The organism is Antrihabitans auranticaus (assembly GCF_016481275.1).
Taxonomy (GTDB): Bacteria; Actinomycetota; Actinomycetes; order Mycobacteriales; family Mycobacteriaceae; genus Antrihabitans.
In genome coordinates, this window is sequence record NZ_JAEMNW010000009.1 from 1 (window position 1) to 24,342 (window position 24,342).

At 64.4% G+C, this 24,342-nt stretch carries 24 protein-coding genes, 1 tRNA gene and 1 rRNA gene; 23 read left to right on the top strand and 3 right to left on the bottom strand.

Going from position 1 to position 24,342, the window contains the following annotated elements; all coding sequences use genetic code 11:
* The first annotated feature begins 1 nt into the window (after nt 1).
* The 7 genes from rrf (at nt 2) to recN (ending at nt 6,175) form a co-directional block, all read left to right on the top strand.
* Nucleotides 2-116: ribosomal RNA gene (gene rrf, locus JGU72_RS26390) — 5S ribosomal RNA — on the top strand.
* 185 nt (nt 117-301) lie between these two features.
* Nucleotides 302-1,348 carry a tetratricopeptide repeat protein gene (locus tag JGU72_RS26395; protein WP_199687165.1) on the top strand — a complete coding sequence of 349 codons (1,047 nt, stop codon included), beginning with the start codon at nt 302-304 and terminating at the stop codon, nt 1,346-1,348.
* A gap of 2 nt (nt 1,349-1,350) precedes the next feature.
* Nucleotides 1,351-2,373 (top strand): HAD-IIA family hydrolase, encoded by a 1,023-nt coding sequence (locus tag JGU72_RS26400; RefSeq protein WP_199687173.1) that lies wholly within the window; start codon nt 1,351-1,353, stop codon nt 2,371-2,373.
* Nucleotides 2,374-2,384: 11 nt separating this feature from the next.
* Nucleotides 2,385-2,609, top strand: a complete 225-nt coding sequence (locus JGU72_RS26405; RefSeq protein WP_199687175.1) for a hypothetical protein — start codon at nt 2,385-2,387, stop codon at nt 2,607-2,609.
* Between the two features lies 1 nt (nt 2,610).
* A complete protein-coding gene (locus JGU72_RS26410) occupies nt 2,611-3,429 on the top strand; it encodes a TlyA family RNA methyltransferase (protein WP_199687177.1) in 819 nt (272 codons plus the stop codon).
* A gap of 71 nt (nt 3,430-3,500) precedes the next feature.
* On the top strand, nt 3,501-4,397 hold the full coding sequence (locus JGU72_RS26415; protein WP_233533091.1) for an NAD kinase: 897 nt from the start codon (nt 3,501-3,503) through the stop codon (nt 4,395-4,397).
* 2 nt (nt 4,398-4,399) lie between these two features.
* A complete protein-coding gene (recN, locus tag JGU72_RS26420; RefSeq protein ID WP_199687181.1) occupies nt 4,400-6,175 on the top strand; it encodes a DNA repair protein RecN in 1,776 nt (591 codons plus the stop codon).
* A gap of 9 nt (nt 6,176-6,184) precedes the next feature.
* Here the strand turns inward: recN and JGU72_RS26425 are convergent, their stop codons facing one another.
* Nucleotides 6,185-6,616 (bottom strand): SRPBCC family protein, encoded by a 432-nt coding sequence (locus tag JGU72_RS26425; protein WP_199687183.1) that lies wholly within the window; start codon nt 6,614-6,616, stop codon nt 6,185-6,187.
* A 167-nt stretch (nt 6,617-6,783) separates the two neighbouring features.
* Here JGU72_RS26425 and steA point away from each other — a divergent pair, with 167 nt between their 5' ends.
* From steA to JGU72_RS26495, 14 genes are all read left to right on the top strand, one after another.
* A complete protein-coding gene (gene steA, locus JGU72_RS26430; protein WP_199687184.1) occupies nt 6,784-7,968 on the top strand; it encodes a putative cytokinetic ring protein SteA in 1,185 nt (394 codons plus the stop codon).
* A complete protein-coding gene (locus JGU72_RS26435; protein WP_199687186.1) occupies nt 7,965-8,900 on the top strand; it encodes a copper transporter in 936 nt (311 codons plus the stop codon). Before steA ends, JGU72_RS26435 begins: the two co-directional genes overlap by 4 nt.
* 56 nt (nt 8,901-8,956) lie before the next feature.
* The gene (locus tag JGU72_RS26440; RefSeq protein WP_199687188.1) at nt 8,957-10,699 is read left to right on the top strand and encodes a CTP synthase; all 1,743 of its coding nucleotides are present in this window, start codon (nt 8,957-8,959) and stop codon (nt 10,697-10,699) included.
* On the top strand, nt 10,696-11,319 hold the full coding sequence (locus tag JGU72_RS26445) for an NUDIX domain-containing protein (RefSeq protein ID WP_199687190.1): 624 nt from the start codon (nt 10,696-10,698) through the stop codon (nt 11,317-11,319). The genes JGU72_RS26440 and JGU72_RS26445 overlap by 4 nt, the downstream gene beginning before the upstream one ends.
* The gene (xerD, locus tag JGU72_RS26450) at nt 11,276-12,244 is read left to right on the top strand and encodes a site-specific tyrosine recombinase XerD (protein ID WP_199687192.1); all 969 of its coding nucleotides are present in this window, start codon (nt 11,276-11,278) and stop codon (nt 12,242-12,244) included. The genes JGU72_RS26445 and xerD overlap by 44 nt, the downstream gene beginning before the upstream one ends.
* Nucleotides 12,245-12,331: 87 nt before the next feature.
* Nucleotides 12,332-12,967: a DUF4333 domain-containing protein gene (locus JGU72_RS26455; RefSeq protein ID WP_199687194.1), complete on the top strand. Its 636-nt coding sequence runs from the start codon at nt 12,332-12,334 to the stop codon at nt 12,965-12,967.
* 182 nt (nt 12,968-13,149) lie between these two features.
* Nucleotides 13,150-14,055, top strand: coding sequence for a ParA family protein (locus JGU72_RS26460; protein WP_307828616.1), 906 nt, complete (start codon nt 13,150-13,152; stop codon nt 14,053-14,055).
* On the top strand, nt 14,052-14,858 hold the full coding sequence (locus JGU72_RS26465; protein ID WP_199687196.1) for a segregation and condensation protein A: 807 nt from the start codon (nt 14,052-14,054) through the stop codon (nt 14,856-14,858). The genes JGU72_RS26460 and JGU72_RS26465 overlap by 4 nt, the downstream gene beginning before the upstream one ends.
* Nucleotides 14,855-15,508, top strand: coding sequence for an SMC-Scp complex subunit ScpB (scpB, locus tag JGU72_RS26470; RefSeq protein WP_199687198.1), 654 nt, complete (start codon nt 14,855-14,857; stop codon nt 15,506-15,508). The genes JGU72_RS26465 and scpB overlap by 4 nt, the downstream gene beginning before the upstream one ends.
* A 2-nt stretch (nt 15,509-15,510) precedes the next feature.
* Complete coding sequence (locus JGU72_RS26475; RefSeq protein WP_199687201.1) at nt 15,511-16,785, top strand: pseudouridine synthase; 1,275 nt, start codon at nt 15,511-15,513, stop codon at nt 16,783-16,785.
* Between the two features lie 44 nt (nt 16,786-16,829).
* Nucleotides 16,830-17,519 (top strand): (d)CMP kinase, encoded by a 690-nt coding sequence (gene cmk / locus JGU72_RS26480; RefSeq protein ID WP_199687418.1) that lies wholly within the window; start codon nt 16,830-16,832, stop codon nt 17,517-17,519.
* A complete protein-coding gene (der, locus tag JGU72_RS26485) occupies nt 17,516-18,946 on the top strand; it encodes a ribosome biogenesis GTPase Der (protein ID WP_199687202.1) in 1,431 nt (476 codons plus the stop codon). The genes cmk and der overlap by 4 nt, the downstream gene beginning before the upstream one ends.
* A gap of 25 nt (nt 18,947-18,971) precedes the next feature.
* Nucleotides 18,972-19,745 (top strand): acyl-[acyl-carrier-protein] thioesterase, encoded by a 774-nt coding sequence (locus JGU72_RS26490; protein ID WP_199687203.1) that lies wholly within the window; start codon nt 18,972-18,974, stop codon nt 19,743-19,745.
* 30 nt (nt 19,746-19,775) lie between these two features.
* Nucleotides 19,776-19,852: transfer RNA gene (locus tag JGU72_RS26495), tRNA-Pro, on the top strand.
* 21 nt (nt 19,853-19,873) lie between these two features.
* Here the strand turns inward: JGU72_RS26495 and JGU72_RS26500 are convergent.
* Nucleotides 19,874-20,338, bottom strand: a complete 465-nt coding sequence (locus tag JGU72_RS26500) for a tyrosine-type recombinase/integrase (protein WP_199687205.1) — start codon at nt 20,336-20,338, stop codon at nt 19,874-19,876.
* Nucleotides 20,339-20,622: 284 nt separating this feature from the next.
* Here JGU72_RS26500 and JGU72_RS30855 point away from each other — a divergent pair, with 284 nt between their 5' ends.
* Nucleotides 20,623-21,132 (top strand): peptidoglycan recognition protein family protein, encoded by a 510-nt coding sequence (locus tag JGU72_RS30855; RefSeq protein ID WP_233533076.1) that lies wholly within the window; start codon nt 20,623-20,625, stop codon nt 21,130-21,132.
* A gap of 60 nt (nt 21,133-21,192) precedes the next feature.
* On the opposite strand, the gene JGU72_RS26510 is transcribed toward JGU72_RS30855, so the two are convergent.
* A complete protein-coding gene (locus JGU72_RS26510) occupies nt 21,193-22,737 on the bottom strand; it encodes a serine/threonine-protein kinase (protein WP_199687209.1) in 1,545 nt (514 codons plus the stop codon).
* A gap of 862 nt (nt 22,738-23,599) precedes the next feature.
* Between JGU72_RS26510 and JGU72_RS26515 the strand changes: the two genes are divergently transcribed.
* Entirely contained in the window at nt 23,600-24,262 is a 663-nt protein-coding gene (locus tag JGU72_RS26515) for a transposase (RefSeq protein ID WP_199687211.1), read from the top strand.
* The last annotated feature ends 80 nt before the right edge of the window (nt 24,263-24,342 follow it).

The window sequence follows — 24,342 nt, forward strand, 5'->3', positions numbered from 1 at the left end:
ACGGCGGCCATAGCGGAGGGGAAACGCCCGGACCCATCCCGAACCCGGAAGCTAAGCCCTCCAGCGCCGATGGTACTGCACCCGCCAGGGTGTGGGAGAGTAGGACACCGCCGAACATAATTTAAGGATGTAGGTCCCCGACAACGTCGGGGACCTACACCCGCATAACGTCTCAGAACGAAAGGGGACCCAAACATTTGGGTCCCCTTTCGTCGTTTGTGGCCAAAGTTTTTGTACGAGACGCAGTATTTGTCCGAGAAGCAAAGTTGTACCGAAATACATCCAGCGAAAGGATCTTGCTGTGACCGACAGTAGTGGCGAACGCAAGTCCTTCCGTGGCGGACCGCGACGGGAAAGTACGCCGAACAAGCCCGTAGAGCGTCCAGATTCTCGCGGCGGAGCTCGGCCACCTCAAAGTGATCCCCGCCGGCGAACCGAAAGTGGCGGATTCAATTCCCGCGGCAATGACAATTCGCGCGGGCGGCCCGACGACTCGCGCGGTCGCCCCGAAAATCCGCGCGGCCGCAGTGATGACCCGCGCAACCGCAGTAGCGATCCCCGTGGCCGTAATGACGACTTCCGTCGACGTGGTGGCGAAGGTGGCTTCAGCGCGGGTGGAGCAGACGACCGTACCCGTCGCGCGCCGCGTCCCGAAGAGCCCGACCTGCCGGACAACGTCGTAGCAAGCGATCTCGACCCCGCTGTTCGCCGCGACCTCCTGAGCTTGGACAAGAACAATGCAGATGCGGTTGCGCGCCATCTTGTGATGGCAGCAAACCTCGTCGACGACGATCCGCGGTCGGCGCTCGCGCACGCAAGAGCTGCGCGGCAGCGCGCAGGCCGTATCGCCGTCGTTCGCGAAACAGCCGGTGTCACTGCGTATCACGCGGGGGAGTGGGCTGAAGCTCTCTCCGAGCTCCGTGCTGCACGCCGGATGGCAGGTGGTTCAGGACTTCTCGCCGTCATGGCTGACTGCGAACGTGGACTCGGCCGACCTGAGAAGGCAATCGAGCTGGGTCGTAGCGACGACGCTCGCGCACTCCAGGGCGACGACGCGACCGAGCTTCGTATCGTCGTCGCGGGCGCCCGGATGGACCTGGGTGAGTACGACCAGGCTGTAGTGACCCTCCAGACGAAGGACCTCGATCCCGCAAAATCCGGGCCTACGGCCGCGCGGCTCTTCTATGCCTATGCGGACGCGCTCGTGGCGGCCGGTCGCACACAGGACGGCGTGACGTGGTTCATGAACGCTGCGGCCGCAGATCTCGACGGTGACACCGACGCCGAAGAGCGCGTCGCCGAATTGATCGGCGGCGACCCAGCAGACTCCTTTGGAGAGGAACAGTAACTTTGGCTCTGCGCGACGGATACGACTGCTTGCTCGCAGATCTCGACGGCACCTTGTATTTGGGCAGTCAACCGATTCCCGGCGCGGCCGATGCGCTCGAAGCCTCGGCTCAGGCAGTTCTGTACGTCACGAACAATGCGAGCCGCAGTCCGGCCGAAGTTGCCCTGCACCTGAAGGAGCTGGGCTTTCAGGCCACCGACGAAACGGTCGTCACGAGCTCGCAAGCCGCAGCCCGGCTTCTCGAGGAGCATGTCGCGCCGGGTTCGGCGGTCTTGGTCGTCGGCACCGAAGCCTTGGCAGACGAGGTGAGGCGAGTTGGTATGAAGCCTGTCCGCTCCGCAGATCCGCAACCGGCAGCCGTCGTACAGGGACACTCGGTCGAAACTGCTTGGCCCATTCTCGCCGAGGCTGCGTACGCGATCCGTGGCGGTGCGTTCTGGGTGGCAGCGAACACCGACACGACGCTTCCCAACGAACGCGGCCTCGCGCCCGGCAACGGATCCATGGTCGCAGCATTGCGCGCCGCGACGAATCGCGCGCCGATGGTAGCCGGTAAGCCAGCGGCGCCGTTGATGAAGGATGCGTTGCGGCGCTGTGGAACTCAGTCCGCATTGGTAGTCGGGGACCGTATCGACACCGATATTGCGGGCGGGAACGAGGTGGGGCTCGATTCGTTGCTCGTCCTGACCGGGGTCAGCTCGCCGACCGACCTGTTACGAGCAATCGTTGCCCAGCGCCCGACCTTCGTCGCGTTCACGCTGGATGCCATCAATCACCCCGTTAGTCGAGTGAACAGCGAGTGGTCTGCGCAGTTCGACGGCACCGATATCGTGCTGTCGGGTTCGGGCGACCCGCTGGTTGCACTTGCCGCGACGGCTCCCGTTGCGTGGGCACACCCAGAGTTCGCACATGTGCGCGGTGCTGATTCGGCCGCCGAGGCTGCGTTGGCTGCCTGGGAAGCTCGAACCTCGGAGGGGTCGACGAGCGCGGTTGCGATTCCAGCAGCGACCGACAACATCAGCTAGCGTTGTCAGCGATGAACATGCCGCCACGGCCCGGCCAGCACCTGCCCGGTCCGCACTCGATGCCTGCAACCGAGGCGGTGTTTGCCGACCCGTTGGTGATTCATGCAGAAGTGGACGCATTGCTCGCCCAGGTCGGCGACGTCTCGAATGCCAGCGGGATTCCGCAGCAGGCGAAGATTCTCGAGCAAGCGCACGACCTCCTTGTCCAGGCCCTGGCCACCGTGGACAAGATCTGAGGTGGTGCGCCGCGCGCGCGTGGACGCAGAGTTGGTGCGACGAGGTCTCGCCCGATCCCGCGAACACGCTGTCGAACTGATCGAAGCCGGCCGCGTGCTGATTTCCGGAGCGGTTGCGACCAAGCCTGCTACCGCGATCGAACCGGGTGCACCGTTGCTGGTCCGCGAAGTCGAGGACGAAGTGCAGTGGGCATCTCGCGGTGCGCACAAGCTACTCGGCGCTCTCGAAGCGTTCGAACCGCACGGCCTGTCGATCGCCGGCAAACGCTGCCTGGATGCCGGCGCGTCCACCGGCGGCTTCACCGATGTTCTGCTCGAGCGTGGCGCGCGAGAAGTTGTGGCTGTCGACGTCGGCTACGGGCAACTGGTGTGGCGGTTGCAGTCCGACGATCGCGTGCACGTGATCGACAGAACCAACGTGCGGGCTATTACTGCCGACGCCATCGGTGGACCCGTCGACGTCATCGTTGCGGATCTGTCGTTCATTTCGCTTGCTCTGGTACTGCCGGCACTGGTCGCCTGCACCACGCCGACCACTGATCTGGTACCAATGGTCAAACCTCAGTTCGAAGTCGGGAAGGACCGAGTCGGCGCGGGCGGCGTGGTCCGTGATCCGGCGCAACGGGCAGAAGCGGTCCTCGCTGTCGCGGAAGCCGCTGCGGAACTCGGCGTGCAGACGCTCGGTGCGGTGGCAAGTCCGCTGCCCGGACCGTCGGGCAACGTCGAATACTTCCTCTGGCTCCGCCCCGGGAACGAACGAACGACAAAAGAACACGCGTCCACACTTATCGAGCGAGCGGTGCAGGAGGGTCCACAGTGAGCACGACGCCCGCCCAGGGAGCGGAACGCCGCGAGATCTTGCTTGTCGCTCATCCGGGTCGCGCCGAAATCATGGCTACGGCCCATCGAGTTGCGAAGATCTTCGACGCCGCGGGTATCGCGCTGCGCGTGCTCGCCGACGAGGCGTACAGCACTCAGATCGAGGCAACCGACGTGCCGACCTCGTCGGCAGAGCCGGCGTCGCAAGTCACTGTTGTCGACATCGGTCCGAATGCTGCTGCCGGTTGTGAAATGGTGCTCGTACTGGGTGGCGACGGAACGTTTCTGCGCGCAGCCGAACTCGCGCACAGCGCATCGATCCCGGTGCTCGGTATCAACCTCGGCCGAGTCGGTTTCCTGACCGAGGCCGAGGCCGAACACCTCGACGAAGCTCTCGCGCAGGTCGTCGAGCGCGACTATCGCATCGAGCAGCGCATGACCATCGACGTGGTCGTGACGTTGGACGACAAGGTCCTGGAGCGTGGTTGGGCGCTCAACGAAGCAAGTATCGAGAACGAATCGCGTTACGGCGTCCTCGAAGTCGTACTGGAGGTCGACGGCAGGCCGGTGTCGGCCTTCGGGTGCGACGGTGTTCTGGTTTCGACGCCGACCGGTTCGACTGCCTATGCGTTCTCTGCGGGTGGTCCGGTCGTCTGGCCGGAACTCGAAGCGCTGCTGGTCATTCCGAGCAACGCACACGCGTTGTTCGCCCGGCCGCTCGTCACGAGCCCGGAGTCCGTGATCGCCGTCGAGTCGGTGGCGACGGGGCACAACGCTCTGGTGTTTCTCGACGGCCGTCGAACTATGGCGCTGCCACGCGGCGGACGAGTGGAAGTCGTACGGGGCGCCAACCCGGTGTACTGGGTGCGGCTCGATTCGGCTCCGTTCGCCGACCGCATGGTGCGCAAGTTCGAACTTCCGGTCACCGGCTGGCGCGGGAGACAGGGCTTGCAGAACAAGGGGGACTGACTGTGCTGGCAGAAATCAGAATCGACAGTCTCGGCGTCATTTCGAAGGCCAGCGCGCAGTTTCACGAAGGGCTGACTGTGCTCACCGGCGAGACTGGCGCGGGCAAAACGATGGTCGTGACGAGCCTGCATTTGCTGAGCGGCGCTCGCGCCGATGCGGGGCGCGTCCGGCTGGGCGCGAGCCGCGCTGTTGTCGAGGGCCGATTCACTGTCGACGACGTGCACGCGGGCGCTGCTGCGGAGGTCGAGCGGGTACTCGAAGCGACCGGCGGCGAACCGGACGAAGACGGCAGCATCATCGCGGTGCGCACCGTTGGCAGCGACGGTCGCTCACGGGCGCACCTAGGGGGCCGTAGCGTCCCCGCTGGTGTGCTCGCCGACTTCAGCGACGCACTGTTGACCGTGCACGGGCAGAACGATCAATTGCGGCTCCTGCGGCCCGAGCAACAGCGCCGGGCACTCGACCAGTTCGCGACGGATACGGTCGGTCCGCTCGTCGCGAAATACGCCAAGCTGCGCAAAACGTGGCTCGACGCGCGCAACGAGCTGATCGAACGGACGGAGAAGAGTCGCGAGCTCGCACAGGAGGCCGATCGGCTGAAGTTCGGGCTGAACGAAATCGAGAACGTCGCACCGCAACCGGGCGAAGACCTGGCGATCGTTGTCGAGGTGCGGCGGCTGGGTGACCTGGATTCGCTGCGCGAGGCAGCGGTGGGTGCTCAGGGTGCGCTGTTGGGCGCCTCCGCTGACATGCAGGCCGCTTCGGATGCCGACGGTGCGCTCGATCTGCTCGGAACCGCGCGTTCGCGGATCGAGAGTTCGGACGATCCGGCGCTGAGTGCACTCGGGCCACGGCTCGACGAAGCGATTTCCGTCGTAACCGATGTGTCCGCAGAACTGACGAGCTACCTGTCCGATCTGCCTTCGGACCCGAACGCGCTCGATTCTCTGCTCACACGACAGGCAGAGCTCAAGCAACTGACCCGGAAATACGCCGCGGATGTCGACGGCGTGCTGGCATGGATGGACAAGGCGAGTGAGCGGCTGAGCAAGATCGACGTCTCTGCCGACGCTCTCGCCGAGCTGACGAAACGCGTCGACGAAGGCGCGCTTGCGGCGGCGGCCGCCGCGGCGAAACTGACTGCAGCCCGGGTGAAGGCGGCTGCGAAGTTGGCCAAAGCTGTCAGCACCGAACTCGGCGGGTTGGCTATGGGGAAGGCGCGCCTCGAGGTCGAAGTCCGTGAGATACCCGCTGGGCCACAGGATTCGGCACCGCTCACCGTCGACGGCCGGGAACTGCATGCGGGTAGCAGCGGTACGGACGAAGTCGAGTTCCGGTTGTCAGCGCACTCCGGCGCCCAGTCGCTGCCGATCAACAAGAGCGCATCCGGTGGTGAATTGTCGCGCGTGATGCTGGCGCTCGAGGTCGTCCTCGCGGCAAACGAGCAGGGCGTGACGATGGTGTTCGACGAGGTCGATGCCGGAGTCGGCGGTCGCGCGGCTGTCGAGATCGGTCGTCGCCTTGCGCGTCTTGCGCGCACCCATCAGGTGATTGTCGTGACGCACCTACCCCAGGTGGCGGCGTTTGCAAATACGCACCTCGTCGTCGACAAGTCCGACAACGGGCGGGGGATCGTGAACAGTGGGGTTCGCACCTTGACCGACGAGGAAAGGGTCAAGGAATTGGCGAGAATGCTCGCCGGCCTCGACGATACCGAGACCGGCCGAGCACATGCCGAAGAATTGCTTGCTCTCGCAAGCGCCGATCGCAGCGCTTGATTCGGACCGCTACTTGGTGCGGCGCGCAGCTTCCTTGCGTGCACCCGAGACGAACGCGCCGATCAGACCGCGCAGCGCCAGCTCGATGACCTTGCTGGGCACGGGGATCGGTGGAATCTGTTCCATCGTGTAGAGGACGCGGGTGCCGTTGGGCGCATCGGAGAATTCGATGGTGCCCGAGTGCAACTTGACGGGGAGGCCGGCAACGACCTTGTAAACGATGCGCTTGCCGGGAACGAGCTCGGTGAGTTGTTCGGAGACCCCGACCTTCCCGAAGCCGAGGAAGTGCACCGCGCCGACGCCTTGGCGCTCGGTGGTACCCGCACTCTTCAGTCGGGTCTGGACGGGGAGGAAGTCGCTGTTGCGCTCCCGGTCGGCGAAGATGTCGAAGACGACGTCCCGCGGAGCTTCGATAACCGTGTCTACGGTGTAACTGGCCATTGCGGGAGCATAACCCGCGTCGCGGATCGGTCCATGGGTCGGTATACACCGCACAATCGCCAGCCCGCCCGGTTGGGACGGCTGTTACTGGTGTGGCACGAGGTTCTCCTGATGCGACTCGGCGCGCCTCCGCCTTCAACCTCAAGTACAGGTTCATCATCGAACGCATGAAACTTGCGGCGTTGCTGTCCCGAAACACCGAGTCGCTCCCTGGCCTGAGCGGCATTGCCAGAGTCGACAAGAACACGCAGCGACTGCTCCGTCGGGTCGGACCCGGCGACGTGGTCGTCCTGGACGAAGTCGACCTCGACCGGATCACGGCCGACGCGTTGGTCGAAGCCGGCGTGCTCGCCGTCGTCAACGCGTCACCGTCGATCTCCGGCCGCTATCCGAACCTCGGCCCGGAAGTTGTTGTGGCCAACGGGATCACTCTGATCGACGAGGTCGGTAGCGAGGCGTTCAAGAAGATCAAGGACGGATCGAAGATCCGGCTCGACGAGGGCATCGTCTACGCGGGCGAACGGCGACTCGTCGAGGGCCGCGAACTCACCGAAGCCGAGATCTCCGACCGGATGATCGAGGCGAAGAACGGCCTGGCCGCGCACCTCGAAGCGTTCTGCGGTAACACGATCGAGTACGTGCGTACCGAAAGTCCGCTGCTCATCGACGGCATCGGCGTTCCCGACATCGACCTGAACCTGAAAGACCGGCACGTCGTCGTCGTGGCAGACGGACCCGACCACGCGGCCGACCTCAAGGCCATCAAGCCGTTCATCAAGGAATATGCGCCGATCCTGATCGGCGTCGGCACCGGCGCGGACACACTGACCAAGGCGGGCTACCGGCCCGACCTCATCATCGGTGACCCCGAGATGATCACCAGCTCCACCCTGAAGTGCGGCGCAGAGGTTGTGCTTCCTGCCGACTCCGACGGTCACGCCTCGGGTCTCGAGCGTATTCAAGACCTCGGGATCGGTGCGGTGACCTTCCCTGCAACAGGTGCGCATTCCGACCTCGCACTGCTGCTCGCCGACCACCACGGCGCATCGCTGATCGTCACGGTGGGCGCTGCGGCGACGCTCGACGAGTTCTTCGATCGCGGCCGTCGTGACAACAACCCGGCGACGTTCCTGACCCGACTGAAGGTCGGCGGCAAACTCGTCGACGCGAAGGCCGTTGCGACGCTCTACCGCAGCCGAGTCTCCGGCGGCGCGATCGCCTTCCTCATCCTGGCCGCGATGGTCGCGATCATCGTCGCGCTTCTCGCGTCCAACATGGGCGCTGAGGTCTACGACTGGGCGGTGGCCACCTGGAACAGCTTCGCGTTGTGGGTGCAGGGGCTGCTCGAGTGATTTCGTTGAGACAGCACGCGATCTCGATCGCCGCGATCTTTCTTGCGCTGGCGGTCGGGATCGTGCTCGGCTCGCAGACCATCGCGTCGGGAATGCTGTCCGGATTGCGCAGCGACAAGGACGATCTCCAGCAGCAGGCTGACGACCTCCAGAGCGAGAACAATCAGCTGAATCTTCAACTCGGCGCGGCGGACGGGTTCGACGCCGCGACCGCGGGCAGAGTCGTGCGTGGGACGCTCGACCGTCGCACAGTCGTATTGGTGACGACGCCGGATGTCGACCCCGGCGACGTCGATGGCGTCGCGCGAATCATCGAAGCGGCGGGCGGGACCGTGACCGGAAAGGTGGCGTTGTCGCCGGCCTTTCTCGATCCGGCCAGCGGCGATCGCCTCCGGACCACGTTGACCAACGTCATCCCGGCAGGCATCGAATTGCGCACGGGGGCAGTCGATCAGGGTAGCCTCGGCGGCGACCTCCTCGGCTCTGTGCTGCTCCTGAACCCGACCACGGCACAACCGCAGAGCACGCCGGAAGAATTGGCGCTCGCCCTCGATACTTTGCGTGGCGGCAACTTCGTCGCATACGACGAAGTGCGCCCCGCTCAGCTGGCAGTTGTGCTCACAGGTGACTCGAGCGATCCGAACGCCGGCGGAGCGGTCGTCGCACGGTTCGCCGGAGCACTCGACGGGCGCGGTGCGGGCACGGTCCTCGCCGGCCGCTCCGGCTCGGCCGAGGGGTCGGGACCGATCGCTGTCGCACGGTCGGACGCAGGCCTGTCGTCCACGGCGTCGACAATCGACAACATCGACCGCGAATCCGGACGCATCACGACGGCTCTGGCGTTGGAAGAGCAGCTTGCGGGAAACACCGGACGGTACGGAACGGGTCCGAAAGCGACGGCAATCACAGTCGGTGCAACACCGACGAACTGATTTCCCGGGGCGCGTCGTTGGCTGCACGGGTTCACCAGGTGTTACCGTGAAGACCCGTGCAGCATTCTCGGATTCATACGCGGACAGCCACCAAACACATCTTCGTGAGCGGTGGCGTTGCGTCATCTCTCGGCAAGGGACTTACGGCGTCGAGCCTGGGCCAATTGCTTACTGCGCGCGGTCTCCGCGTCACCATGCAGAAGCTGGACCCGTACCTCAACGTCGATCCCGGCACGATGAATCCCTTCCAACACGGCGAGGTGTTCGTTACCGAGGACGGCGCGGAGACGGACCTCGACGTCGGGCATTACGAGCGCTTCCTCGATCGGGACCTCTCCGGGTATGCCAACGTCACGACCGGTCAGGTCTACTCGACCGTCATCGCGAAGGAACGCCGCGGGGAGTACCTCGGCGACACCGTGCAGGTGATCCCGCACATCACCGACGAAATCAAGAGCCGCATCCTCGCGATGAGCGGCCCCGACCTGCAGGGCCAGACCCCGGACGTGGTCATCACCGAAATCGGCGGCACGGTCGGCGACATCGAATCGCAGCCGTTTCTCGAAGCTGCCCGGCAGGTCCGGCACGACGTCGGCCGGGACAACGTCTTCTTTCTGCACGTCTCGCTCGTGCCGTACCTCGCGCCCTCGGGTGAGCTCAAGACCAAGCCGACTCAGCACTCGGTGGCGGCGCTGCGCAGCATCGGTATCCAGCCTGACGCGCTGATCCTGCGCAGCGACCGCGAGGTGCCGCAGGCGCTCAAGAACAAGATCGCGCTCATGTGCGACGTCGAACTCGACGGCTGCATCTCGACGCCGGACGCGCCGTCGATCTACGACATCCCGAAGGTGCTGCACCGCGAGGGACTCGATGCGTACGTGGTCCGCAAGCTGGGCCTGCCGTTCCGCGACGTCGACTGGACCGTCTGGGGCGACCTCCTCAAGCGCGTGCACGACCCCCGCGAAACCATCGAGGTCGGCCTCGTCGGCAAGTACGTAGATCTGCCCGACGCCTACCTCTCGGTGACCGAGGCGCTGCGGTCCGGCGGGTTCGCGCACCGGGCAAAGGTCGACATCCGGTGGGTTCCGTCCGACCAGTGCGAGACCGATGCCGGTGCGGCAGCGGCACTCAAAGGTGTTGATGCCCTGCTGATTCCGGGTGGATTCGGCATTCGTGGCATTGAAGGCAAGGTCGGCGCAATCAGGTACGCACGTACCAGAGGGATTCCACTGCTCGGCCTGTGCCTCGGACTGCAGTGCATCGTGATCGAAGCGGCGCGGTCGGTCGGCCTCGAAGACGCGAACTCGTCGGAGTTCGAGCCCGAAACCGAGCACCCCGTCATCTCGACGATGGCCGACCAGCTCGACATCGTTGCCGGCGAAGCCGATCTCGGCGGCACGATGCGGTTGGGCGCGTATCCGGCCACGCTCGCGCGCGGATCGGTCGTCGCGCAGGCGTACGGCACCGAGAACGTGTCGGAACGCCACCGGCACCGCTACGAGGTCAACAACGTGTACCGCGACAAGATCGGTCAGAGCGGACTGCGATTCAGTGGCACCTCGCCGGACGGACACCTCGTCGAGTTCGTCGAATATCCGGCGGACGTGCATCCGTTCTTCGTCGGGACGCAGGCGCACCCGGAGTTGAAGAGCCGTCCGACGCGCCCGCATCCGCTCTTCGCTGCCCTTGTGGGTGCCGCGCTGAAGTACAAGGCGGCGGAGCGCCTCCCGGTCGACATTCACGGCGAGGGCGACGAACCGGCACGCGACGACGCCGAAGCCGTCGAGTCGGACTCGTGACCCGCCACGCCTTCGAGACCGTCTCCAGCAGCGTCGTGTACGACGGCGCGATCCTCGCGTTGCGCCTGGACCAGGTCGCAATGCCGGGCGGCAAGGTCGTGGAGCGTGAGGTCATCGAGCATCACGGTGCCGTCGCGGTTGCTGCACTCGACGACAACGGTCATCTCGTGCTCATCGACCAGTACCGCCACCCGCTCGGGCGACGGCTGCTCGAATTGCCGGCGGGTTTGCTCGACGCGCCCGGGGAGGACCCGCTCGAGGCTGCGAAGCGCGAACTCGCCGAAGAAACTGGCCTGGCGGCGCAGACGTGGTCGGTGCTCGTCGATGTCGCGTTGTCGCCCGGTTTCACCGATGAAGCCCTGCGTGTCTACCTCGCGGAGGGACTTATCGACACGGACCAACCGGAACCCGAGCACGAAGAGGCGGACATCGAGATCGTCCGGATGCCTGTCGACGAGGCTGTCCGCCAGGCTCTCGCCGGTGAAATCGTGAACGCCACAGCGGTTTCCGGGATCCTCGCGTTGGTTGCCGCTCGGTCCACCGGTGCCCAGCTCAGGCCCGCCGACGCACCGTGGGATGGGCAACCGGAAGCGTTCGCCCGCCGCAAGGCGCAGGGCTGACTTGCTCGCCAGGGACGTGACCTCCTACCTCGACCATCTGACGGTCGAACGCGGAGTCGCGTCCAACACGTCGAGTTCCTACCGGCGGGACCTACAGCGTTACCTCGGATTCCTCGGTGAGCGGGGGATCGAATCGCTGGCCGACGTGACGGAAGCAGACGTCAGCGATTTCGTTGTGACGCTCCGGCGCGGCGACCCGAAGGCCGAGATCCCCGCGCTCGCAGCAAGTTCCGCAGCGCGGGCGCTGATTGCTGTGCGCGGTCTGCACAAATTCGCGACGGCGGAGGGGCTGACAGCGTCCGATGTCGCGCACGCCGTGAAGCCGCCGACGCCGGGCCGGCGACTGCCGAAATCGCTCCCGTTCGACGATGTGATCTCTCTGCTCGAAGCGGCCGGGGGAACCAGCGCGACCGACGGTCCGCGAACGTTGCGAGATCGAGCATTGCTCGAACTGCTCTATTCGACGGGCGCGCGGATTTCGGAAGCGGTCGGACTCGACGTCGATGACGTCGACACCGAGGACCGGGCAGTTCTGTTGCACGGCAAAGGCGGCAAACAGCGGCTCGTCCCGATCGGGCGGCCCGCGGTCGCGGCGTTGGACGCCTATCTGATTCGCGGGCGGCCGGCGCTGATCTCGCGCAGCGGGCCCGCGCTTTTCCTGAACGTCCGGGGCGGCAGGCTTTCCCGGCAGAGCGCGTGGCAGGTGCTGCAGACCTCCGCGGATCGGGCGGGAATCAAGGCCGGTGTTTCGCCCCATACGCTGCGGCACTCGTTCGCAACGCACCTGCTCGATGGGGGTGCCGACGTCCGCGTGGTCCAGGAACTACTGGGCCACGCGTCGGTGACGACCACGCAGATCTACACGTTGGTGACGATCAATTCGCTGCGCGAGGTGTGGGCGGGCGCGCACCCTCGCGCACGCTGAATCGGACAACTCTGGCCCAGGGGGCAGCGGGGAACCCCGTTGTCGTTTATTGTGATTCGTTCGTACCCCGCGCGCCGAAGAGGACCTATGAAAAGACATTTGCTACCTGTTCTGGCCATCGTCGCGGGAGGACTTCTCGCCGCCGGTGGTTGTTCGTCCACTGCGACCGTCGACAACGACGACGTGGTCAAGCAGGTCACCGATTTCGTCGATGCTCAACTCGGGAAGCCGGACAAGGTCGACTGCCCGACGTTGGATGCCGAGAAGGACAAGACCGTGACCTGCACCGCGACGGTCGAAGGCACGTCTTACGACGTCAAGGTCAAGGTCACCGAGGTCACCGACAAGGAGGCGAAGTTCGACATCACGCTCGGCGACAGCGATTCGTCGTCCTCGTCCACCAGCGAGGAAGCGACCACTTCGCGTTCGACCACGACGCGACGCAGTTCGACCACCACCGAGGAAGCGTCCGCAACCGAAGACGCAGGTGCTGCTGTCGCTGCTACCGACGTCGCCGAGCAGATCAGCACCACGCTGTCCGAGCAGGTCGGCCAGGTACCCGACGACGTCACGTGCCCGGACAACCTCCCGGCGACCGTTGGCGCGGAGCTCACCTGCCTGCTCACCGACGGACCGGATCAATACGACGTTGCCGTGACGGTGACGAGCGTCGAAGGCACCGACGTGAAGTTCGATATCCAGGTTGCAGACCAGCCGAACTAGGCGAACCCCGTGCGCGGTTGGGGAGTCCCAGGCTCCCCAACCGCGCACGGGTGTCAAGCGCGTGTCCGATCGCAAGGTTGTTCAGCCGAGGCGGTAGCGTAGCCCCAACGCGACGTCCGAGAAGTGCAGGTCTCGATGCGTCCGCGCAGATGTGAAGCGATGAGGACAGGGAGCGCGACACCGTGAAGGCACCGCAGCGAGCAGCGGCGTCAGAGCAGGCTGCTGCGACGGGCGTTGCGGCAGGTGAATCCGAGGTCGGACCGACGGGAAGGCCTACGCGCCAGGTTCCCGAGCCGGCGCCGCTAGCCGAGCATGGACCGGCGCGGATCATCGCGATGTGCAACCAGAAGGGTGGCGTCGGTAAGACGACGTCGACCATCAATCTCGGTGCTTCGCTTGCCGAATTCGGCCGCCGGGTTCTGCTCGTCGATCTCGATCCGCAGGGTGCCCTGTCTGCGGGCCTGGGCGTTGCACATCATGACCTCGAGTTGACGGTCCACAATTTGCTCGTCGATCGCGGGGTGTCGATCGACGACATTCTGATGCGGACCCGTGTCGACAACCTCGATCTACTGCCCAGCAACATCGATCTGTCGGCCGCGGAGATTCAGCTGGTCAATGAGGTCGGCCGCGAACAGACGCTCGGGCGTGCTCTGCATCCGGTGCTCGATCGCTACGACTACGTTCTGATCGACTGCCAGCCGTCGCTCGGGCTGCTGACGATCAACGCACTCGCGTGTGCCGAGGGTGTGATCATTCCGATGGAGTGCGAGTACTTCAGCTTGCGCGGTTTGGCGTTGCTCAACGACACCGTCGAGAAGGTCCACGACCGGCTGAACGAGCGTCTGCACCTCGAGGGAATCGTCGTGACGATGTTCGATCCGCGCACCCTGCATGCTCGCGAAGTGATGGCACGAGTTGTCGAGGTGTTCGGTGACATGGTGTACGACACCGTCATCAACCGCACAGTGCGTTTCCCCGAAACCAGCGTCGCCGGTGAGCCGATCACCACGTGGGCTCCCAAATCTGCTGGGGCAGAAGCTTATCGGGCCCTCGCGCGTGAGGTCATTCACCGGTCACCGAAGTGACCGAGGCGCCACCGGAGCCTGAAGCCGAGGGCTTCCACGTTCGACTGCGGAACTTCGAGGGTCCCTTCGATCTGCTCCTGACCCTGATCAACCAGCATCGCCTCGACGTCACCGAGGTTGCGCTGCATCAGGTCACCGACGATTTCATCGCCTACACCAAAGCACTCGGGCGTGAGATGGACCTCGACCAGACGACCGAGTTCCTCGTTGTCGCAGCGACTTTGCTCGATCTCAAAGCAGCGCGGCTCTTGCCGTCCGGTGAAGTCGAGGACGCGGAGGACCTTGCGCTGCTGGAAGCGCGGGACCTCCTGTTCGCCCGGCTGTTGCAATATCGCGCGTACAAGCAGGTGGCACAACTCTTCGGCGAGTTGGAGGCCGCTGCCCTGCGCCGGTATCCGCGGTCGGTCTCACTGGAAGAGCGGTTCGCGAGTCTGTTGCCCGAAGTCATGCTCGGTGTGCGGCCGGACCAGTTCGCACAGATTGCTGCGGCAACGTTCACGCCGCGACCGGTGCCGAGCGTCGGGCTGGCGCATTTGCATGCGCCGAAGGTGTCCGTCGTCGAGCAGGCAAAAATGATTCTGGCGATGTTGCAGGAACGCGGAGCGGGCGAGTTCCTGACGTTTCGCGAACTAGTCGCGCAATGCGAATTGCAGGTGGAAGTGGTGGCGCGGTTCCTGGCGTTGCTGGAATTGTTTCGCGACAAGGCAGTGGACTTCGTGCAGGAAGACGCACTCGGCGAATTGTCGGTGGCGTGGTCCGGTGGGGCAGGTTCGAACCGCAGTAGTGACGAGGATTACGAATGACCGCAATCGAAGAGACCGAACCTCTCGAAGACTCCGAACTGCGCTCAGCGCTCGAAGCAATGCTGTTGATCGTCGATTCACCTGCACCGACGGACCAACTCGCCTCCGCAGTCGGCGAAAACACCGGGCGCGTCGAGGAACTGCTCCGCTGCATGGCGGCGGACCTCACCGCGAAGCGCAGCGGAATCGACCTGCGATTCGTCGGCGACGGGTGGCGCTTCTACACCCGCAACGACTTCGCGCCGTACGTAGAACGGATGCTCCTCGACGGTGCGCGTTCGAAGCTGACTCGCGCCGCTTTGGAAACTTTGGCAGTTGTGGCATACCGTCAACCGTTGACTCGAGCCAGGATCAGTGGTGTTCGTGGCGTAAATGTCGACGGTGTGGTCCGGACTTTGCTAGCGCGCGGCTTGATCGCGGAGTCCGGTGTCGACCCGGATTCGAATGGGACGATGTACGTGACGACCGAACTGTTTCTCGAAAGACTCGGTCTGGCGTCGCTCGCCGACCTACCCGCGCTTGCACCGTTGTTGCCGGGTGTCGACTTGATCGACGAAATCAATGACAGTGTTGAAATGGATGCTCGCATCGCACGGATGCGCAAGGGTCCGGCTTCGGAATCGCAGCCGGAACCACAAACAGAGGAATAGCAGTGAAGCAACCCGCTCGCCGAGATGGCACACCGGACCGAAGTAGCAAACGCACGACGGCGAAGCCCGCACGATCGCAGGGCGCGCCGAAGGCAGGAAAGCCTCAGGGCTCGAGCAGTTCGAACCGCTCGAGCACTTCGAAGCCCTACGGCGCACCGAAGGGCGCGTCCCGATCCGATCGCACCGAAAAGCCATACGGCTCCGGCAGATCCGAAGGTTCCGGGAAGTCGTACGGAGCACCGAAATCCGAAGGTAAGTCCTACGGCGGGTCGCGATCCGAGAGTGCGGGCAAGTCTTACGGTTCGCGCTCCGAGAGCGCTGGCAAGTCGCATGGCGCGCCGCGATCCGAGAGTGCGCCGAAGTCCCAGGGCTACCCGAAGTCGCCGAGCGCGCAACGGCCCGGTGGCCGACCGCAACCCACGGCAAAGCCGAAGTCCGCAAAGCCCGAACGTAAGCCTGTCGTCGCCGGCCCGAAGCTGAGCAATGCAAAGCCGGCGCGTCACCAGAGCGTCGAATCCGGTCCGCAGAAGCGGCTGCCGTGGGGCGAGGGTGTGCGCTTGCAGAAGGTGCTTGCGCAGGCCGGTGTCGCGTCGCGACGGGCAGCGGAGGAGATGATCGCTGCGGGCCGCGTCGAGGTCGACGGCAGGATCGTCACCGAGCAGGGCATGCGAATCGACCCGAACACGGCGATCGTCCGCGTCGACGGAACTCGCGTCGTCGTTCAGGAAGAACTAGTTCATCTTGCGCTCAACAAGCCGCGTGGATGGCATTCGACGATGTCGGACGACCTCGGTCGCCCCTGCGTCGGCGACATCGTCGCTGAGCGTATCGCCGCCGGTCAAAGGCTCTTCCATGTCGGCAGGCTCGACGCCGACACCGAGGGTCTGCTGCTTCTGACCAACGACGGCGACCTCGCGCATCGCTTGATGCACCCGTCGTACCTGGTGTCGAAGACCTACATGGCGACCGTGCAGGGCATGGTCACTCGAGAGGTCGGACGACAGCTCAAGGAAGGTGTCACGCTCGAAGACGGACCGGCGAAGGTCGATTCGTTCAACGTCGTCGACATCGGCGAAGGCAAGTCGCTGGTCAAGATTGTCTTGCACGAGGGCCGCAAGCACATCGTGCGCAGATTGCTCGAAGCCGTCGAACATCCGGTCGTGCGGCTCGTGCGCACCGACATCGGGCCGGTCGCGCTCGGTGATCAGCGACCGGGAACTTTGCGAGTGCTCGGGCGCGATGAGGTCGGCAAGTTGTATGAAGGGGTGGGGCTGTGAGCCGGGAGAGCGAAGCGACGGGGATCGGCAGGGAGAGCGAAGCGATGGGTATCGATGTGTTGACTGTCGCGATGGATGGGCCTTCTGGTACCGGCAAGTCAAGTGTGTCGCGCATGTTGGCCACTCGATTGGGCGCGCGCTACCTCGACACCGGTGCGATGTACCGCGTCGCAACGCTCGCAGTGCTGCGTAGCGGCGTCGACCTCGCCGACTCCGATGGCATCATTGCCGCCGTGGCGAACCTGCCGCTGACGATCGGCACCGACCCGAGTGGTGAGGTCGTCAGGCTCGGCGACGAGGACGTGTCGTCCGAGATCCGGGGGAGTGCTGTCACCAAAGCCGTGTCCGCGGTATCGGCCGTGCCGGAGGTTCGTGCACAGCTGGTCGAGCTGCAGCGCCGGCTGACGGCGGAGTCCGGCCGGATCGTCGTCGAAGGCCGAGACATCGGCACGGTTGTACTGCCGAACGCGGACGTGAAGATTTTCCTGACCGCTTCCGCGGAAGCACGGGCCTTACGACGCAACGACCAGAATATTGCCGAAGGTCGCGGCGACGACTATGACGCAGTGCTTGCCGACATCGAGCGGCGAGACAACCTCGACTCGACTCGCAAGGTATCGCCGCTGCTCGCGGCGTCGGACTCCGTGATCGTCGACACCAGCGACCTCGGCATAGAGGGCGTCATCGATCGGTTGTACGAGGTTGTGTGTGAACGAACTGGAGTACGCCGATGACAGAAGATTTCACGACCGTCTACGCCGGTGACGGCGTGTGGAGCGCGGAATCAGACTGGGAAGCAGTCGATTTCGCCGAGGATGCCGACGATCAGGCGCATATTCCGGTTCCTGTTCTCGCGGTTGTCGGCCGACCGAACGTGGGCAAATCGACGTTGGTGAACCGCATCATCGGTCGTCGTGAGGCTGTCGTCGAAGACGTTCCGGGCGTGACTCGTGACCGTGTGTCGTACGAGGCGAACTGGGCCGGTCGCAAGTTCATGGTCCAGGACACCGGTGGTTGGGAGCCCGACGCGAAGGGCCTGCAGCAGTCGGTCGCGCGGCAGGCTGAGCTTGCGATGAACACGGCCGACGCGATCCTGCTCGTGGTCGACGCCGTCGTCGGTGCGACTGCGACCGACGAGGCCGTTGCCCGGGTCCTGCGCAAGTCGAAGACGCCCGTGATCCTGGTCGCGAACAAGGTAGATGACGAGCGTGGCGAAGCAGAAGCTGCAGCGCTATGGTCGCTCGGACTCGGTGAACCGCGGCCCGTGAGCGCGACACACGGTCGCGGTACCGGTGACCTGCTCGACGACGTGCTCGCGATCCTCCCGGAGACGCCGCGTGAGGGTAGCGGGCTGGCGGGTCCACGGCGAGTTGCGCTGGTCGGCAAGCCGAACGTCGGTAAGTCGAGCCTGATCAACAAGTTGACCGGTGATGAGCGGTCCGTCGTCCACGACGTTGCCGGCACGACGGTTGACCCGGTCGACTCGCTCGTCGAACTCGGCGGCAAGGTATGGCGATTCGTCGATACGGCGGGTCTGCGCAAGCGCGTCAGCCACGCCAGCGGCGCGGAGTTCTACGCATCACTGCGGACCAAGTCGACGATCGATGCGGCAGAGGTCGTCATTTTGCTGATCGACGCGGCCGAGGTTCTGACCGAACAGGATCTCCGCGTGCTCAGCATGATCGCCGACGCTGGTCGGGCGCTGGTCATCGCGTTCAACAAGTGGGACCTCGTCGACGAGGATCGGCGCCTGCAGCTGGACAAGGAGGTCGAGCGCGAGCTCGGCCGTGTGCCGTGGGCGCAGCGGGTGAACATCTCCGCCAAGACCGGTCGTGCCGTGCAGAAGCTGGTTCCAGCGCTGGAAACGGCGTTGGCTTCGTGGGACAAGCGAATCCCGACCGGCCGTCTGAACACCTGGCTGAAAGAAGTCGTCGCAGCAACTCCGCCGCCGATGCGTGGTGGCCGTTTGCCGCGAATCATGTTCGCAACACAGGCAACAACGCGTCCGCCGACGTTCGTGCTTTTCACGACGGGCTTCCTCGAGGCCGGCTACCGCCGCTTCCTCGAGCGCAGGCTGCGTGAGGAGTTCAATTTCGACGGTTCACCGGTCCGGATCTCTGTTCGGGTGCGGGAAAAGCGCGATCGTGGGAACCGCCGCTGAGTATGCCGCGTGGCATACTCGCCGGATGACGATCGCCAAGCCGCTGCCTGCTCTCCCCGACGGCGTGAAGCCGTTCACGGTGGGCTGGCCGGTCCGGCTCGGCGATACCGATCACGACCAGCGGCTGCGTCTCGACGCCATCGCGAGGTACCTGCAGGACATCGCGTACGACCACCTCAAGGTCGCGCCCGACTACGAGCAGCATCGTGGTTGGGTCGTGCGTAGGACGGTCATAGACGTGGTCGAACCGATCTTGTTCGACGACTTGGTCGAGGTCCGGCGGTGGTGTTCAGCGCTGTCGAACCGCTGGTGCAATATGCGGGTTCAGATCGAAGGTGCACACGGCGGACGCGTTGAGACCGAAGCATTTCTGATCCATTTCGGCGAAGAATCAGGACTGCCGAAGCGGATGAGCGACGCCTTCATGGCGCCGATGCTCGAGATGACCACCGAGCATCGGCTGCGGTGGAAAGCAGCGTTGTCGATGGAAGTTCCAGGCGAGGTCGCCGCGATCGAATTTCCGCTGCGCGTGGCCGACGTCGACTGGCTCGCGCACGTCAACAACGCCGTGTACCTGCAGGCCGTCGAAGAGGTGCTGGGTGCGCACGGCGGTGTGCCGACGATGCCCTACCGGTGCATCATCGAGTACGCAAAACCCCTGGTTGCAGGCGAGAAGTTGACGTTGTTCGCCCACCGATCCGACGCCGGACTCGACATCTGGTTCGACGTAGAAGGCGACACCCGCGCCGTCGCCCGCATCATCGGGCCCGATTCGGAATTGAACGGGTCGCTAGGGTAATCTCATCGAGCGTTGCTTCGGCAACGCAAACGGGCTGTGGCGCAGTTTGGTAGCGCACTTGACTGGGGGTCAAGTGGTCGCAGGTTCAAATCCTGTCAGCCCGACCAGGTCAGAGGTAGTTTTCATCGTTAGACCACCTTCAGCACGGGACCACGACGGGACCGCAGGTTGTTTGAGAGCAGTTGGCCGGCATCGGCGATCGATTGTCCGCTCGGATGTAAGTAGCGCTGTGTGGTACTGAGATCGGCGTGTCCGGCGATGTCTTTCAAGTGGTGCACCGGAACGCCGGCATCGGCAATCCACGTGAGTCCGGTATGGCGCAGGTCGTGTCGTCGCAGTTGTTCGAGGCCGAGTGCCACGACGACCTGATCCCAGTGTGTTGCGTCGCGAAGGACGCCGGTTTGGATTCGTCCTCCCTTCGGACCCGAGAACAATCGAGCGTCGGGTTCGTTGTTCACGGCATGAATTCGTTCGACCACCAGATCGCGGATGTCCTCGATGAGCGGAACGTTCCGAGCGCGCTTGCCCTTGGTTCTCGGACCCCGTTTCTCGCGATTTGATCCGTATCGTGTGAATGATGGACGGAGTCCCACTCGGCGAGCCCTCGAGGCTGGTTAACCGGCGCACGGCGCTTTCGCTGGTCGGCTACGCGGGCTTGGCGGCTGCGGCGATCGGTGCGTGCTCGAGCAGCCCGAGTCAGGACTCGACCTCGGCACAGACATCCGATGCAAATACCGGATCGACAACGGCCCGCCCATCCGAGACCACCAGTTCGGCCTTAACCACGGCGGCAACCGTTTCTGGTGTGATGATGTGCCGTGAGGCATGGGGTGCACGCGCAGCCCGTCCTGGCGGTGAGTCTCACACTCTCTCCCGTATGACGATCCACCACACGGCGGCGGTCCTGGGCGAGAACAGCAACGCACCGGCGCGACTACGTCAGCACCAGCTTTATCACCAAGACTCGCAGGGCTGGATAGATATCGCCTATCACGTCAGCGTGGACCGCAACGGGAACATTTACGAACTGCGAAGGCCGGACCTCGTGGGGGACACTGCGACAAGCTACGACCCGACCGGCCACTTCCTTGTGGTGTGCGAAGGCAACTTCGACGAGGAAGAGCTGTCGGAGGCGCAGCTTAACGGAGCCGCGTTTGCGTTCGCCTGGGCCGCACAACAATTCGGCATCGCGACGGAGACACTCGCGGGCCACCGCGATGCCAGCGGGGACACCGCATGCCCAGGTGCCAGCCTGTATCGCCACGTCAGCTCAGGAGATCTGAAGCGCCGCGTCGACGACCTGTTGGCCGGGGGAACTATCGATCTCCGGACCGTTTGTGGCGCAGAGGCGACCGCACTGGTTGCGGATATCGAGGCAGGCCACTGAGCGGCGGACGTCGTCTTTCGGCGAGTGTCGCAATCTGGTTGTCCAGCAATGCTATTCAGCTCAGCACGGAATGATGTAGCTCGGATCGGTCGTGTTATCGAGCCACTTTCCGTATGCGCTTCCCCCGGCGGCGCGGACCGCTGCGCAGATCGCCGTTTGCGTACGGCCCGCGGGGCGGTACACGGCGTAGATCGGGTTGCCTTCTTCGGTTTCCTGCCGAAGCGACGGGCAGGCGTGGTCGGTCCGCAGATAATCGGCGCCAGGGAATTCATCGAGGAACTGCTGGATCTCGGTCTCGTAGCGCCCCGGCGTAACCGCTGATCCGAGCACGACTATTCCGGTGCCGTCACACAATGGCTGGGTGATCGGTGCACTCACGTTGAGCGCGAAATCTCGGTCCGGCGGTCGCGCGCCCGTCGAAACGGTGATCGCGCCGTCAGTGCCTGCCGGCGGCAAGGTCGATTCGGCAGCGCCGGGCGTGTCGGTTCCCCGGCCCGACAGCACCACCGCTACGAGAATTGCAGTGACGGCCAGCACGACAACGCCGGCGAGCGCGGCCAGCGCGAGGGTGTGATCTTTGCGGGGCGGTGGCTGTTCTGTGCCTGCCAGGTAGTGAGATCGCATCATCGTCTGTGCGGATTCCGCGAACAATGTTGGAGGAGGGGTGACGTACGACCTCGGACCTGCATGGGCGGACGGCGATGCGGTCGTCGGCGGCGGGGATAGCGGAAGGTCTCGTCGCGACAGTTCCGCGGCTGCGGTTCGCGCGTCGGCGGCGAGTTGGCCGCACGTTGGATATCGCTGCTCGCGGTCCTTGGCGAGGGCGGTCGCGACGATGTGGTCGACCTCGATCGGAACACCGTGGGTGCTCGGGCGCGGCGGTGTCTGGTTGAGGTGGCCGCTGATCAGCTGGGCGATTCCTGTTCCGGGAAATGGTTGTTGGCCGGTCAACAGGTGATGGAATGTCGCTCCGAGCGCGTAGACGTCGACGCGATGGTCGAGTGTGATGTTCGGGTCGAATTGTTCGGGTGCAGCGTATTGGAAACTGGCGAGGACGAGCCCGGTATGAGTATGTTTTGCGGTGTCCTCGAGCGCTTTGGCGATGCCGAAGTCGGCGAGCACGACTCGTTCTGACTGTCCTGACTCCGATTGTGCGAGAAGGATGTTGGCGGGTTTGACGTCTCTGTGCAAGATTCCGCGTGCGTGCGCGTAGTCCAACGCGGCTGCGGTTTCGCCGATGATGCGCACAGCACGCTCGACCGACATCGCCTGTCCGGCTCGGATGGGCCAGGCCGCATCACTGCCGTCGACGTATTGCATGGCGATGTAGAGCTGTCCCTCGTGGACACCGCGCGCGTAAATGCTGACGATGTTGGGATGACTCAGCCGTGCGGCGGTCTTGGCTTCTTGCAGGAATCGGGCTTTCAGATCTGCGTCGTCTGCGAGTGTCCGGCTCAGTAGTTTCAATGCAACGGGTCGATCGAGGTCGTCGTCGTGGGCGAGGTACATCGTGCCCATCCCACCGGCTCCGATCAGCCGGAAATGCGGTAGGTCGCGAAGCTGTCGCCGGCCGATAGCGGTGCGCTCATGGCTGAATGATTTCACGCGACCGGGGCGAGGTAGGTGAAGTTCATCTCCAGTGCTCGCGGCGGATGGCGGGAGCGCAACTTGAGCGCGAACGAAGCGTGCGAGGTGGCCCATCATCTGTGTGGCGACAGAACATCTGTTCCGTGGGAAAAGGCGGACCACGATGTTGTTAGAAATACTCGCTGTGGACGCATTCTCTGCCCAGTACGAACCACGGCTGGAGAACCCTTGGAAGGCAAGCAGATTGACGAACGTCGGCTCAATGTCGAGATCCCATGGCATGCTTTCGGTTGGCGCAGTCACTGTGCCCGTCGTCGCCACCGATCAGTCGGGCTTCACATCGCTGGGTTCATCTGCGGTCGTGTCCTTCCGGAAGTTCGATCCCAGCAAGTCGATCGTCGAAAGGCATCTATCTCGACTGCGAACGCCGGGCCCGTGACCGCCCGACTGTGCTACGCGCTTCGGCAACCCGGCTCGGGACAACTTGTTCGCGGTCTCGCCTGAGATCGTCTGTTAGCGTGCCGAATTGCGGGGTTTGCCAACCTGAGCGTGCCGCTGAGGGATTTAAGCACTCGATTGAAGGTCTATAGTGGGTCGACTAAAGTTGAGCCGTGGAGCGCGTTCGAAGATTTGTTTCGACACCAATGTTTTATTCGATTTTGCTCCGGTGTGAGCAGTATTATCGTCGCAGCTCAGCACACCGTTCGGAGCTTTTGAACTCATAATCCATTGGTCGCGGGTTCGAGCCGCGCCCGCCCCACAATCTCCTTTCTGATGTGATGAAGGAGGGGGGCTCCGTCCTTTGCCGCACGCCTGGACCGCACCACCCGAATCGCGGGAGCTGCGAGAGTCGTTGCGGCACAGAGTCAAACTGGCCGAGATGTGGACCCAATGCAAAGCGCACGCACACGCTGTGGTGGCCAAGGGCGGGATCTGGGTGCCGATTACCGACCCGTACGGTGTGGAAGGCCCTCTGCTGCCGGACCGTGTCAACCTGGCTGCCCCGTGCAAGGAGCGAATCGGGTCGCTACGCCGATTCGTCGAAGCCTTCGACGCCGAGATCGACTTGTTCACCCGGCTCGCCCAATATCGACTCGCGCGCGAACGCGGCTACACCGCGATAGAACAGATCCCCGGTATCGGGCCGGTGCGGGAGCAGTGTTTCGTCGCCGAGATCGGGGATGTGCACCGCTTCGCGGGACCGACCCAGCTGACCTGCTGGGCCGGGCTCACGCCTTCGCACCACGAATCCGACACCAAGGTGCAGCGCGGCCGGATCACCAAACAAGGTTCGCGTCTGGTGCGGTGGGCGGCCATTGAATCGGTGAAGATGCTTCCGGCCACAACCTACATCGGTGGCATTCGCGACAAAGCCGTCCAGCGCCGCGGCCACCGCAACATCGGTGCGGTGGCCGCGGCCCGCAAACAGCTCGCCGGAGCTCGTCTTCTAGGGCGCGCGATCACCACATCCGTGCGCTGCACCGGGCGCCCCGTGCGGCATGAGCACCCAAACTCGGTCGGTCGCGGATCGTGCAGGTCATGACCCCCGACGCCAGCGAGGTCGCCCTTCTGATCCCGACCGACCGTCCCTGCGCAACGCTTCATGCCGCCCACCGCGCGGCG